This is a genomic window from Agrobacterium sp. InxBP2 (assembly GCF_026191755.1).
Taxonomy (GTDB): domain Bacteria; phylum Pseudomonadota; class Alphaproteobacteria; order Rhizobiales; family Rhizobiaceae; genus Agrobacterium; species Agrobacterium pusense.
The window spans coordinates 142,654-155,132 of sequence record NZ_JAINDY010000033.1; the positions used below are offsets into that span (position 1 = coordinate 142,654).

General features: G+C 60.5%; 11 protein-coding genes. 2 read left to right on the forward strand and 9 right to left on the reverse strand.

The genetic code is table 11. The features are described from left to right. Nucleotides 1-46: 46 nt before the first annotated feature. Nucleotides 47-2,044 (reverse strand): LysM peptidoglycan-binding domain-containing protein, encoded by a 1,998-nt coding sequence (locus tag K7A42_RS18590; RefSeq protein ID WP_282455686.1) that lies wholly within the window; start codon nucleotides 2,042-2,044, stop codon nucleotides 47-49. Between the two features lie 156 nt (nucleotides 2,045-2,200). Between K7A42_RS18590 and K7A42_RS18595 the strand changes: the two genes are divergently transcribed. Together K7A42_RS18595 and K7A42_RS18600 are read left to right on the forward strand one after the other, a co-directional pair. After that, the gene (locus K7A42_RS18595) at nucleotides 2,201-2,821 is read left to right on the forward strand and encodes a TIGR00730 family Rossman fold protein (RefSeq protein WP_282455687.1); all 621 of its coding nucleotides are present in this window, start codon (nucleotides 2,201-2,203) and stop codon (nucleotides 2,819-2,821) included. Nucleotides 2,822-3,008: 187 nt separating this feature from the next. Further along, the gene (locus tag K7A42_RS18600) at nucleotides 3,009-4,769 is read left to right on the forward strand and encodes a peptidoglycan D,D-transpeptidase FtsI family protein (protein WP_282455688.1); all 1,761 of its coding nucleotides are present in this window, start codon (nucleotides 3,009-3,011) and stop codon (nucleotides 4,767-4,769) included. A gap of 52 nt (nucleotides 4,770-4,821) precedes the next feature. Here the strand turns inward: K7A42_RS18600 and rarD are convergent, their stop codons facing one another. The 8 genes from rarD to purF form a co-directional block, all read right to left on the reverse strand. After that, nucleotides 4,822-5,730 carry an EamA family transporter RarD gene (rarD, locus tag K7A42_RS18605; protein WP_034495824.1) on the reverse strand — a complete coding sequence of 303 codons (909 nt, stop codon included), beginning with the start codon at nucleotides 5,728-5,730 and terminating at the stop codon, nucleotides 4,822-4,824. A 211-nt stretch (nucleotides 5,731-5,941) separates the two neighbouring features. Continuing rightward, entirely contained in the window at nucleotides 5,942-6,898 is a 957-nt protein-coding gene (pip, locus tag K7A42_RS18610; protein WP_034495822.1) for a prolyl aminopeptidase, read from the reverse strand. Between the two features lie 3 nt (nucleotides 6,899-6,901). Then, nucleotides 6,902-7,360, reverse strand: coding sequence for a GFA family protein (locus K7A42_RS18615; RefSeq protein WP_004441005.1), 459 nt, complete (start codon nucleotides 7,358-7,360; stop codon nucleotides 6,902-6,904). Next, nucleotides 7,357-7,833, reverse strand: coding sequence for a GFA family protein (locus tag K7A42_RS18620; RefSeq protein ID WP_282455689.1), 477 nt, complete (start codon nucleotides 7,831-7,833; stop codon nucleotides 7,357-7,359). Before K7A42_RS18620 ends, K7A42_RS18615 begins: the two co-directional genes overlap by 4 nt. Further along, nucleotides 7,830-8,138 (reverse strand): endonuclease domain-containing protein, encoded by a 309-nt coding sequence (locus K7A42_RS18625; protein WP_282455857.1) that lies wholly within the window; start codon nucleotides 8,136-8,138, stop codon nucleotides 7,830-7,832. Before K7A42_RS18625 ends, K7A42_RS18620 begins: the two co-directional genes overlap by 4 nt. A gap of 317 nt (nucleotides 8,139-8,455) precedes the next feature. Next, nucleotides 8,456-9,841: a cysteine--tRNA ligase gene (gene cysS, locus K7A42_RS18630; RefSeq protein ID WP_282455690.1), complete on the reverse strand. Its 1,386-nt coding sequence runs from the start codon at nucleotides 9,839-9,841 to the stop codon at nucleotides 8,456-8,458. Nucleotides 9,842-10,052: 211 nt separating this feature from the next. After that, nucleotides 10,053-10,793 carry an SDR family NAD(P)-dependent oxidoreductase gene (locus tag K7A42_RS18635; protein ID WP_006700145.1) on the reverse strand — a complete coding sequence of 247 codons (741 nt, stop codon included), beginning with the start codon at nucleotides 10,791-10,793 and terminating at the stop codon, nucleotides 10,053-10,055. A gap of 145 nt (nucleotides 10,794-10,938) precedes the next feature. Next, complete coding sequence (gene purF / locus K7A42_RS18640; RefSeq protein WP_282455691.1) at nucleotides 10,939-12,447, reverse strand: amidophosphoribosyltransferase; 1,509 nt, start codon at nucleotides 12,445-12,447, stop codon at nucleotides 10,939-10,941. Nucleotides 12,448-12,479: the final 32 nt, after the last annotated feature.

Sequence of the window (12,479 nt, forward strand, 5' to 3'; positions counted from 1 at the left end):
CGTCACAGATAGGATCGTTGCGGATTTACCGCAACGGTTCAGTTGCTCAAGAGCCACCTTTCAGCCGCTTGCGGTGAAGTTCTTCCGCATTCGGCAGGGCCTCTTTCGGCACGCCGAAAATCTGGCCGGGCTCGATCAGGTCAGGGTTTTTGATCTGGTCCTCATTGGCGAGATAGATCGTGGTATAACGGACGCCCTGACCATAGACGCGGCGCGAAATCTGCCACAGCGTGTCGCCACGGCGGATGATGACGCTGTTCTGGCTTTCGGCCAGCGGCGCCTGCTCGAAGGTCTGCGGACCGGCTGGCGCCTGTGGCGTGGGAGCGGGCGGCGCGGTGATGTGGAGTTCGGCAAGCCTGCTGGCCAGCGAAGCCAGCCCCTTGCCGATTGCCGCCACGTCATTCGGCCAGGCTTCGACCGATGTCAGCAGCTGGCGCGCCTTGGCGGCGATGTCGCCGGCGAAGGCTGTGAAGTCCGGCTCGGTGGCTGCCGCGGTGCGGAACTCCGAAAGCGATTTCAGCGCAATCACCACGGCAGAGCGGCCGGCTATTGCCTGATCGAGTGCCGGTGTCGGCTGGTCCCTGTAGAGATTGGAGAGGATGCCGAAGGCCTTGGCGACATCGGTGCGCAGCTTTTCGAAAGCGGCGCGGTCGCTCGCCGTGCTCTGGTTTTCGACCGGCGCTGCATTCGTGGCCGCTGACGAAGAAGCAGACGGCGTCTGCATCGCGACGGTTGCCTGGTCGGTCTGCGGCCTTTCGAACGGAACGCGCACGCGCACTTTCGCGGTGCCGTCGGCATTCAGCTCCTCGACGGTGATGATGTGGCTGCCAACGGCGAGATCGACGTCACCTTCGATGACAAAATGCCCGGAGGCTTCTGTCGTGGCCTTGCCGATTTCCCTGTCATCGACCAGCGCGCGAACCGTCGAACCGGCGGGCGCGGAACCCGCGACAAAAATCTTCGATCCCTCGAACTCGACGGCAGTGACCTGGACGCTCGACGTCAACGGAGCGGCGGCAGCGGCCGCGCCGGCAAGCGGTACGGAGGCAGCATTGGCGTTGGTCGCAGCCGTTGCCGCAGGCTGTTGTGATGGCGGTTGCGGCTGAAGCGCCGGAGGGGCCGCCTCCGGCATGGCGAGGACCCGGCTTGCCTTGCCGGGTTTTGAAACCATGGCCAGAAGCTCGCCGGCCTTGCCTTCCGGAACGGAAACCGTCGCCACTTCCTCAGACTGCGTCGCCTTGCCGGCGGTATCGGTCGAACGCAGCACCAGTTCATGGTCGCCGGGCGGCAGGGGATTGTCGAAAACGGCTGCGAAATCGCCGGATCCGTCGATCGTTGTCTGGGCGACGACCTTGCCGTTGCTCAGGATTTCAAGTTTCGCACCCGGCTGCGCCTTGCCGGCAACAACCGCCGAACCATCAGGCTCGACGCGCAGGACGTCGAAAGTCGGCGCGCCGGAAGAGGTCTGCGTGGCATCGGCTGGCGCCGCCGCCGGCTTCGCCGCTTCGGGCGCGCCATCGTCGGTGCCGGCGAAGACGCCCGCGAGACGACGCACCTGCGCCGCCGCTGCCGCCGCATTGTCAGGCAGGCCGCGCAGGAAGGCCGTGGTGCGCTCGGCGGCGGTGCGGGCCGTGGTGATGAGCCGCGACGTCGTTTCATCCAGCGACTCGGGAATTTCGATATTCGTCAGTTCCTTGAGCGAGGTCTCGACCTTCTTGCGCGCCGCTGCGAAATCGGCGTCGGAGGGAACCTTGCTGTCGGCAAAAAGCGTGGTCAGATCCTTGATCGACTGTGTGGCGGAAGCCGCCAGACGGCCGACCTTGTCGGCGATATTGGCGGTTTCTTCTGCCGCATCGGACAGGATGTCGCCCGCCTTGTCGGCGCCCATTTCCACGCTGTTCTTCACGGCGTTGCCCGCCTCGTTGATGGCGTCGCCGATCGGTTTGCCGTCGTTTGAAATCCGCGGCAGGACGAAAAAGATCATGAGCAGGGATGCAATCCCCAACACGATCAGCGCCAGCAAACCGGCTTTATTGTTTTTCATCCTGGATGCTCCGGATAATTCAAGCTTTTCACACGAGTTGAGATTGCTAGCGTCTTACCTTGCGCCAGACAAGCGGTGAGTGGCCAAAAGGCCATATTTGCAAGGGATTTCCCAAATTTTCTTGACGTGTCGCATCGCACATAGTTCCTTCCCTTCATGACGGACAAAAATACAGCGATTCGATCCATCTGCGTTTATTGCGGCTCCCAGCCCGGACGTGATCCCGCCCACATGGAAGCAGGCCGTGCGCTTGGGAAATCCATTGCCGAAAACGGCATTCGCCTGGTTTATGGTGGCGGCACCAAGGGCATCATGGGCGCAGTTGCCAGCGGCGTTCTTTCCAATGGCGGCGAAGTGACGGGCATCATACCGGAATTTCTGGTCGACATGGAGGCAACACGCCATTCTCTCGGACAATTGAACGAGCTTGTCATCACAAAGGACATGCACGAGCGCAAACACATGATGTTCGAGCGCTCGGATGCTTTCGTCACCCTGCCGGGCGGTGTCGGCACGCTGGAAGAGATCGTGGAGATCATGACCTGGGCGCAGCTCGGCCGTCACGCGAAGCCAATGGTCTTCGCCAATATCAACGGTTTCTGGAACCCGATGCTGGAACTCGTGCAACATATGCGCGACCAGGGCTTCATCCACCGTGCGCATCTTCTCAACCCGCTCATCATTGACGATGTGAAGGACATCGTGCCCGCCATCATCGACCGCGCGCTGGCGCAGCAGAACCCTGAAGGCGACCCTTCGGTGATTTCGCGCCTGTAGGCCCGGCGATTGTTAACGGCCGCTCGGGCGGCTCGTTACAATTTTAAATGTATATTAATATAGATTTAACGGCGGCATCCTTCCGCCCGTCCTTTTCGTGGCCCGGCGACTGATCCTGTGTCACCGTTTCCCAGGCGTTGGTTATCGCGGAATTTTGCTCCGCCGCCTCGGGTGGGTGTCATCGGCAATGATTGCTTTCGTGATGCGGCTGAAGAGCCGGACGCATTTCATTATCAAGAGAAACCCGCTGCGGGGCAGGGAGGTCGTGTTCGGTTCGGTCGCCCGCCGCCGGGCGGAGGCAAAGACGCGGCTTGCGATCGTGATCGCCGTCTTCATTGCGATCTATGGCGTTGCCGCTGCGCGCCTCGTTCAATATGGGCTCGCCGAACCCGTTTCCACCGCATGGATCAATTCCGGCGTCAACGCCATCGCCTCACGGCCTGACATCGTCGACCGCAACGGCACGCTTCTGGCGACCGATCTCAACATGGTATCGCTTTATGCGGATCCGCGCAGGATCGTCGATCCGGACGAGGTGGTGGAAAAACTCGCGACCGTCATTCCCAATCTGGACTGGCGCGAGACGCATCGTAGATTGCGTTCGGATACAGGCTTCCAGTGGTTGCGACGCCAGCTGACACCGCGGCAGCAGGCGGATATTCTCAATCTCGGCATACCGGGTATCGGTTTCCGTCCGGAAAAACGGCGGTTTTATCCGGGCGGCCCAACCGCTTCGCATATTATCGGCCACGTCAATGTCGACAATCAGGGTCTCGCCGGCATGGAGCGTTACCTGGACCAGCAGGGGCTGGCCGATCTGCGCGCTGTGGGTCTTGCCAGCGGCACGCCACTGGAACCGGTGCGGCTGTCCATCGATCTCAGGGTACAGAACATCGTTCGCGACGTGGTCGTGAAGGCGAAAAGTGCCTATCAGGCCGAAGCCGCCGGTTCGGTGATCCTGGATGTGGAGACGGGCGAAGTGCTGGCCATGGCTTCCGTCCCGGATTACGATCCGAACGAACCTTCCCGCACCCTCGCCGATGGCAGCGTCGACAAGGAGTATGAAAAAGGCTGGTTCAACAGGATGAGCAACGCCACCTTCGAGATGGGCTCCACATTCAAGAGCTTCACGCTCGCCATGGGTCTGGATGCCGGGGCGATTACGCTCAATTCGGTGGTGGATGCGTCGCGGCCGATCCGCATGGGCGGCTTCACCATCAGGGATTTCAAGGGAAGAAACCGGCCGCTCTCCATTCCGGAAGTGTTTCAATTTTCATCGAATATCGGCACGGCGGCGGTGGCTGACAGGGTCGGTGTCGAGGGCCATCAACAATTCCTGACGAAGCTTGGTCTGCTGACCAGAATGGACACGGAAATGCCCGGCGTTGCCACGCCGACCCAGCCGAGAAACTGGAAGAAGATCAATTCCGTCACCATCTCCTTCGGCCATGGCGTTGCCACCACTCCGTTGCAGACGGCGGTGGCCGCTGCAGCCCTTATCAATGGCGGAAGCCTGATCTCTCCGACCTTCCTGCCGCGTTCGAAAGAGGCTGCGGCATCGCTCGCGCGCAGCGTCATCAACGACAGGACGAGCGCCGACATGCGTTACCTGTTCAACTGGAACGGCATCAAGGGTTCCGGCCGTGGCGCACAGGTGGAGGGGTTTCATGTCGGCGGCAAGACGGGGACGGCAGACAAGGTGATCAATGGCCGTTACGTCAAGGACATCAATTTCAACGCCTTCGTGGCCGGTTTTCCCATGCACAAGCCGAAATATGTCGTGCTGACCATGATCGATGCGCCAAGGACCGGCGTGAACGGCGGCCGCACGGCAGCCTCGACAGCGGCCCCCATGACGCGCGAGATCATAGCCCAGACGGCGGGCCTCCTCGGTGTCAAGCCGCGCTTCGGCTATGAGGAAAACCCGCAATTGCTGGTGGATTACTGACGCCTGGTTACCTCACTCCCGTTTCAGGGAGCAGGAGTGAGAAAGGATTTGGTCATCGCTTGAGCCGCAGCAGGCTTGAGCCGGTGTAGATCGCAAGCGCCACCCAGATCATTGCGAAAGCCGCCAGACGCACCATGTCGAACGGCTCCTTGAAGACGAAAATGGCTATCAGGAAGATCATCGTCGGCGCGATATATTGCATGATGCCGATGGTGGAGAGCTTCAGCAGTTTCGCACCATTGCCATAGAGAATGAGGGGAACGGCGGTGATGAGACCGCTTGCCGCCAGAAGCCAGGTATCGGCGGAATTGCCGCCCATGAAATGCGCCTGTCCGCTGAACGCAAGCCAGATCATGACCAGCACGGCGGGAATAGACAGCAGCATGACTTCCAGCAGGAAGCCCTGCGTCGCGCCTATGGGCAGGGTTTTGCGGAAAAAGGCGTAAAAGCCCCAGGAAACGGTGAGCGCTATGGAAACCCATGGCAGGCTGCCCGCATGCCAGGTGAGGATGGCCACCGCAACCGCCACGAGGCTGATGGCGGCGATCTGCGCCGGATAGAGTTTCTCCTTCAGCAGTACGGCACCGAGGAAGATGCTGAACAGCGGATTGATGAAATAGCCGAGCGCGGCATCAAGTGCGCGGCCCGCGCCGATCGACCAGATGTAGACGCCCCAGTTGATGCTGATGAGCGCAGCCGTAAGACTCGCCATCGCAAGCATCTTCGGACTTCTCAGCGCCGTACGGATTTCAGCCGTACGCCCGAGCACGATCAGCACCACCGCTGCGATCGGCACCGACCAGACGACGCGATGCACGATGACCTCGATCGGTGAAATATGTGCAACCGCCTTCATGTAGAAGGGCAGGAAACCCCACAAAAGATATGCGGAAAGCGCGAAAGCAAAACCGCGCGCGCTGTCGCCGCCCTCTTGGGCTGGAAGCGTTTTGTCGAGTGCCATGGGAGTACCGCCAATTGTTCGGATGGCGTTTTATAACGGATCGGCACAATGGCGGCCAATTCATTTCCGTGAAGGGTTCATGAGAAAAACTGCATGAATAACAGGCGCTTTGCCTTTCAAACGTGCTGATCAGCGCCGGGTAGATGATCCCCGCAGGAAACCCCTGCGTGAATCATCATCTTATCCTGCCGCCAACGTGCTGAAATAAATACTATTTCCCGGCAAAACGGTCGTTAGCGCGGATCAGTTGATCGAGAATGCCGGGCTCGCTCATCGCATGTCCCGCAGCCTCGATAATGTGGAAATCCGCGTCCGGCCAGGCCTTGGCGAGCTGCCAGGCATATTTCAGCGGGCAGGGCATGTCGTAACGTCCATGCACGATGACACCGGGAATATTCCTGAGCTTGCCGGCATCGCGCAGCAATTGTCCTTCCTCAAGCCAGCCGCCATTAACGAAGAAGTGGTTTTCGATGCGGGCGAAGGCAATCGCGTATTTGTCTTCACCGAAATCCTCGACGCGGTCGGGATCGGTGACGAGTGCAATGGTCGCGCCCTCCCATTGGCTCCATGCTTTCGCGCATTCCAGCTTCTTCGTTTCGTCAGTGCCTGTGAGATAGCGATTATAGGCCTGCATCATCTCGCCGCGTTCGGATTCGGGAATGGGTGCGATGAATTTTTCCCATTGATCCGGATAGATTTCAGAGACGCCGAACTGGTAGTACCAGTCGAGTTCCGGCCGGGTGACAGTGTAGATACCGCGCAGGACCAGTTCGCTGACGCGGTCCGGATGGGTTTCGGCATAGGCGAGCGCCAGCGTCGAACCCCAGGAGCCGCCGAACACCAGCCATTTCTCGAAGCCGCAGAGTTCACGCAGCCGTTCAATATCGGCAACCAGATGCCATGTGGTGTTGGCTTTGAGTTCCGCGTGTGGCGTGGAGCGACCGCAGCCGCGCTGATCGAACAGGATGACATCGTAAAGATCGGGATCGAATACCCGGCGATGGGTGGGGTTTACCCCGCCGCCCGGGCCCCCGTGCAGGAAGACCGCCGGCTTAGCGCCGCGTGTGCCCACCCGCTCCCAATAGATCGTGTGGCCGTCACCCACGTCGAGCATGCCGGTCTCGAAGGGTTCGATCTCTGGATAAAAGCCGCGCAGTTCTTCAGTCATGTTTTATCGTTCCTCAGGCGGCCATTCGGCCGTGTCATGATCCGGATGTTGGTAGGAGGTGATCTCGGCCTCATCGACGCCCTGTTCGACTGCCGGTTTGGCGAACAGCTGCTCGATCCACGGCATACGCTTGTGGATGTTCACCTGCACCTGCGGCTCTATCTTCTCGGGATGGTCGAAAGCGCCGATCGCGATCTCCACGCCGCCGGGATAATGATAGGTCAGCGGTGTGCCGCACTTGTTGCAGAAACCGCGATGGATTTTCTGCGACGAGCGGAAGAGGGCAGGCTGGCCGCGTGTCCAGGTCAGATGTGCCTGATCGGCAGTCACAAGTGCGCCAAAGAAATTGCCGAAATGTTTCTGGCACATGCGGCAGTGGCAGATGGAGGCCCTGCCGAGCTTGCCCGCATGGAACCGTACGGCGCCGCACTGGCAGCCGCCGGAAAAACCCGTTTCGCTCATTGTCTGTTCTCCGGTGGCCAGTTTTCGGTGTCGTGGTCGGGGTGCTGATAGGAAACGAGATTGGCAAGGTAGTCCACCTGCGTCAGGTCGTCCTCGGTCGCAACGGCGGGCAGGGTGTGAAGGTTGTCGACAAAACCGATCTTCCGTTCCACGCCCCACTGGATGGTTGGCGGCAGCGCGGCGGGATCGTCGAAGGCGCCGGCCGCCACCGCAATGCCATCCGGAGCCTCATAGGTTAGCGGCGTGCCGCATTCGGGGCAAAAGCCGCGCTTCACGACGCTGGAGGACTGGAAGCGTTTCGGCTCGCCGCGCGTCCATTTGAACTCCACATTGCGAACTGAAACCAGTGGCGCGTAATAAGCCCCGAAAGCCTTCTGGCACATGCGGCAATGGCAGATGGAACTGTCTTTCAGGTCGCCAGTGGCGCGAAAACGGACCGCGCCGCATTGGCATCCGCCGGTATATGTCGTCATCTTCGGTCCTCCCGGATCGTTCTGATAATGTGGAGACAGACATTATCTAAGTCTGTGAGGACGTCATGGTTCCAGAAGCGGAGGATAGTCCAGCCGAGTTCCTCGAGTGTTCGTGTTCTTCTCTTGTCGTACTCTGCCGCAGAGTCTTCCGCGTGCTGAAACCCATCCAGTTCGACAATGATCTTATGCGACGGGCAGGCGAAATCAACGATATATCCGGCAACTGGTAGTTGGCGTCTGAAAGAGAGACCGGCAAGGCGATGAGCACGGACGGCGTTCCAGAACTTTAGTTCAGCGTCGGTCATGACCTTACGCATTTCGCGGGCATGCTGCCGGTTTTGGGGTGCGACCTTAGCATGGGGCATGATGCGCTCGCAGCTTGATGGGGTGCCGCGAGATTGGAGCACGGCGTGTGGGAAAGCAAGGGTGTGTCGTGGGGCTTTACCCCCCTCTGCCCTGCCGGGCATCTCCCCCTCAAGGGGGGAGATCGACTCGCCGCTAGGCGCTGCCTATCTCAACGTTTGCGTATTTGGTGCGCTTAGTGACCCCTGCTGATCTCCCCCCTTGAGGGGGAGATGCCCGGCAGGGCAGAGGGGGGTAAAGCCGCAGCCTCACCAGCAAATTACCGCTTTAACTCCCAGGTCGTCGTCCGCTCCCCGGTCTCCTTGTCCTTGCCATCCTTCAACTGAATGCCCTTCTCCGAAAGCTCATCGCGCAACCGATCAGCCTCTGCAAAATTCTTCGCCTTCAGCATTTCCAGACGCAATTCCACCAGAGCGTTGACGGCCGAAACGATGGCCTCGTCCATTTCAGTTTTCTTCGGCAGCACGCCCAAGAGGGCAGCACTCGCCGCGAAGGCCGGCAGCTTGGATGGGTCCACATTGGCCGCGTGTGCCGATGCGTGCAGCGCCTGCACGGCCGCAACGGTGTTGAGATCGTCGGCAAGCGCCTCGAGCACGGTTTCATCCGGCGCGGCATCGGAGGCTTCCGCCGCCGGCCATTTGGCGAGCAGGCGTTCGGCCTCTTCCAGACGCTTTACCGAAAAATCGATCGGCTCTCTATAATGCGTCATCAGCATCGCAAGACGCAGAACCTCGCCCGGCCATTTCCGGCCGCCGAATTTCTCCGTGTGCAGCAATTCATAGATCGTCACGAAGTTGCCCTCGGACTTCGACATCTTGCGGCCTTCCACCTGCACAAAGCCGTTATGCATCCACACGTTCGCCATGACATGCGTGCCGTGCGCGCAACGGGACTGGGCGATTTCGTTCTCGTGATGTGGGAAGATGAGGTCGAGCCCGCCGCCGTGAATGTCGAAAACGTCACCGAGGTAGCGGCCGGACATAGCGGAGCATTCGATATGCCAGCCGGGACGGCCGCGGCCCCAAGGGCTTTCCCAGCCGGGCTCGTTGTGGGAGGAAAGCTTCCACAGCACGAAATCGCCGGGGTTCTTCTTGTGGGCATCCACCGCCACGCGCGCGCCCGCCTGCTGCTCGTCCAGCGGACGCTTCGAAAGCTGCCCGTAATCCGCCATGGAGCGAGTGTCGAACAAGACCTCGCCACCGGCCGCATAGGCGTGGCCGCGTGCGATCAGTTTCTCGATGATGTCGATCATCTGTGCGATATTGTCGGTCGCGCGCGGTTCGACACTTGGCTTAAGGCAGCCCAGCGCCGCGACGTCCGCATGGAACTGGTCAGCCGTCTTTTCCGTCACGGCGTGAATAGCATCGTTGAGCGGCAGATGCGGATAGTCCCGCAGCGCCCGCGCATTGATCTTGTCATCAACGTCAGTGATGTTGCGGGCATAGGTGACGTGATTTTCGCCATAGACATGGCGCAGCAGCCGGAAGAGAACATCGAACACGATGACGGGTCGCGCGTTGCCGATATGGGCGAAATCATAGACCGTAGGGCCGCAGACATACATGCGCACGTTTTCAGGATCGATGGGCGCAAATTCCGCCTTTTCGCGGGTCAGCGTGTTGTGAAGTTTCAGGCGCAAGGACATGCGGCAATTCCCTAGAGGCAGTCAGTTGTCCTGACCGGGCCGTTTGTCTGTAAGACCTTGCGGGAGACGAAAACGAGCCGGCCGGTGGCGAACCAGCAAAATTATTTCAGCAGCAGGTGCAGATCGTCGTTTTCATGACTTGCGTTATGGCGCGGCGGTCATGCGCGGTCAAGCGTTTCTCTCGTGACGTCGGCTGACCCGCCGACCGGCATCACTCCGGCGGACGGTAATCCACGAACCGGTTTTCCCGGACCAGGAAGAGCTTGCCGGTCTCTTTGAGATCGGGCGAAGCAAGCGGCAGGATGGCTGCGGCTACCTCTGACGGATGCGGCACGGTGGCGGGATCTTCGCCGGGCATGGCCTGCGCGCGCATTGCCGTGCGCGTGGCGCCGGGATTGATGCTGTTGACGCGAAGCGCGCTCTTCTGCGTCTCCGCCGCCCAGGTGCGGGCAAGTGCTTCCACAGCTGCCTTGGAGGTGGAGTAGACGCCCCAGAAGGGACGACAGCTATGAGCGGCACCCGAGGACAGGATCAATGCCCGACCGGCGTCAGATTTGAGAAGCAGCGGCTCGACCGAGCGGATCAGCCGCCAGGTGGCGGTGACGTTGATGGTCATGACCCTTTCGAAAACCTTTGCCTCGATATGGCCGACCGGCGAGATGACGCCGAGGACACCGGCATTGGCGACCAGAATATCCAGCTTGCCCCAGCGCTCGTAGATATTGGCGCCCAGCGCATCGATGGCTTTCATGTCGGAGAGATCGAAGGGAACCAGCGTCGCGGTGCCGCCGACGGCCTTGATGGCGTCGTCCAGTTCCTCAAGGCCGCCCACCGTGCGGGCGCAGGCGATGACATGCGCGCCGGCCCTGGCGAGTTCCAGCGCGGTGAAATAGCCGATGCCGCGCGACGCGCCGGTGACGAGAGCGATGCGGCCCTTGAGATCGATAGTCATGGTCTCCCCCGAAATGATTGCGCTTCCTTGTACGAAGCCGCAGCCGCCTGCTGCAAGCAATTAAATTGCCGCAGCTCGCGGGCTGATAAAAGGCAAGAAAAAAGCGGCCACCGGAGATCGGTGGCCGCTTGTTCTGTCGGGATTATCAGCCGTTGCTGGCCAGCATGGAAATCTTGCTGCCCATCGCCTCGCCGTTCTTGTCGAGGAGGCGGGTCGGATAATCGCCGGTGAAATAGTGGTCGGTGAACTGCGGCCGCGCCGGATTGCGGTTCTCACCGCCCACAGCGCGATAAAGCCCGTCGATCGACAGGAACGCCAGCGAATCGGCGCCGATATATTGCGCCATCGCCTCGACATCCGCATACTGGTTCGCCAGCAGCTTGTCGGCATCAGGCGTGTCGATGCCATAGAAATCCGGATGGAAGATCATCGGGCTGGCAACGCGGATATGCACTTCCTTGGCGCCGGCCTCGCGGATCATCTGCACGATCTTGACCGAGGTCGTGCCGCGCACGATGGAATCATCCACCAGCACCACGCGCTTGCCTTCGATCATCGCCCGGTTGGCGGAATGCTTGAGCTTGACGCCGAAGGCGCGGATCTGCTGGGTCGGCTCGATGAAGGTGCGGCCGACATAATGGTTACGGATGATACCGTATTCGAAGGGAATGCCGCTTTCCTGCGCAAAACCGAGCGCTGCGGGCGTGCCGCCATCGGGAACGGGCACCACCACATCGGCTTCGAGCGGTGCTTCCTTGGCAAGGTTCATGCCCATGTTCTTGCGCGTCGTGTAGACGTTGCGGCCGCCAACGACGGAATCGGGACGGGCGAAATAGACATATTCGAACAGGCAGAGACGCTCGGGCTGCGGCTTCGACGGCTTGCGCGCATCGATGGTGATCGAACCGTCAGGCTGGATCTCGCAGATGATGACTTCGCCGTTTTCAACGTCGCGCACGAATTTCGCGCCGATGATATCGAGAGCACAGGTCTCCGAGCAGAAGATCGGCTTGCCGTCCAGCTCGCCCATAACCAGCGGGCGGATACCGATCGGGTCACGCGCGGCAATCAGCTTGGTGCGGGTCATCGCCAGCATCGAGTAACCGCCTTCCATCTGCCTGATGGCATCGATGAAACGGTCGGCGGTGGAGGAATGACGGGAGCGGGCGATGAGGTGCAGCACGACTTCGGTATCCGAGGTCGACTGACAGATGGCGCCCGTCGCAATGATCTGGCGGCGCAGCGTCAGGCCGTTGGTGAAGTTGCCGTTATGGGCAATCGAAATACCGCCTTCTTCCAGTTCGGCAAACAGCGGCTGTACGTTGCGCATCGCCACTTCGCCCGTGGTGGAATAACGGGTGTGGCCGATGGCGATGGAGCCGGGCAGGCGGGCAAGCGTTGCGGGATCGGTATAGTGATCGCCGACGAGGCCCATATGGCGTTCCTGATGAAAGCGCTTGCCATCGAAGGAGACGATGCCGGCCGCTTCCTGGCCGCGATGCTGCAGGGCATGCAGGCCGAGCGCGGTCAGCGCCGAGGCGTCGGCATGGCCGAGAATGCCGAAAACGCCGCATTCTTCATGCAGCGTATCGCCGTCGATCTCTTCCTTGAAAGTGGTCCCATGGAATGTGGAATGCGAAAGCGGCTCAATCATCCGGCTTGCCCTTGCTCTCTACCGAGAAAAAA

What these genes read in the sequence shown, in the direction of transcription:
- purF (WP_282455691.1), bottom strand. Translation starts at nt 12,447, where the DNA reads ATGATTGAGCCGCTTTCGCATTCCACATTCCATGGGACCACTTTCAAG.
- K7A42_RS18595 (WP_282455687.1), top strand. Translation starts at nt 2,201, where the DNA reads ATGACGGACAAAAATACAGCGATTCGATCCATCTGCGTTTATTGCGGC.
- K7A42_RS18590 (WP_282455686.1), bottom strand. Translation starts at nt 2,044, where the DNA reads ATGAAAAACAATAAAGCCGGTTTGCTGGCGCTGATCGTGTTGGGGATT.
- K7A42_RS18620 (WP_282455689.1), bottom strand. Translation starts at nt 7,833, where the DNA reads ATGACGACATATACCGGCGGATGCCAATGCGGCGCGGTCCGTTTTCGC.
- K7A42_RS18615 (WP_004441005.1), bottom strand. Translation starts at nt 7,360, where the DNA reads ATGAGCGAAACGGGTTTTTCCGGCGGCTGCCAGTGCGGCGCCGTACGG.
- cysS (WP_282455690.1), bottom strand. Translation starts at nt 9,841, where the DNA reads ATGTCCTTGCGCCTGAAACTTCACAACACGCTGACCCGCGAAAAGGCG.
- rarD (WP_034495824.1), bottom strand. Translation starts at nt 5,730, where the DNA reads ATGGCACTCGACAAAACGCTTCCAGCCCAAGAGGGCGGCGACAGCGCG.
- K7A42_RS18625 (WP_282455857.1), bottom strand. Translation starts at nt 8,138, where the DNA reads ATGACCGACGCTGAACTAAAGTTCTGGAACGCCGTCCGTGCTCATCGC.
- K7A42_RS18635 (WP_006700145.1), bottom strand. Translation starts at nt 10,793, where the DNA reads ATGACTATCGATCTCAAGGGCCGCATCGCTCTCGTCACCGGCGCGTCG.
- K7A42_RS18600 (WP_282455688.1), top strand. Translation starts at nt 3,009, where the DNA reads ATGATTGCTTTCGTGATGCGGCTGAAGAGCCGGACGCATTTCATTATC.
- pip (WP_034495822.1), bottom strand. Translation starts at nt 6,898, where the DNA reads ATGACTGAAGAACTGCGCGGCTTTTATCCAGAGATCGAACCCTTCGAG.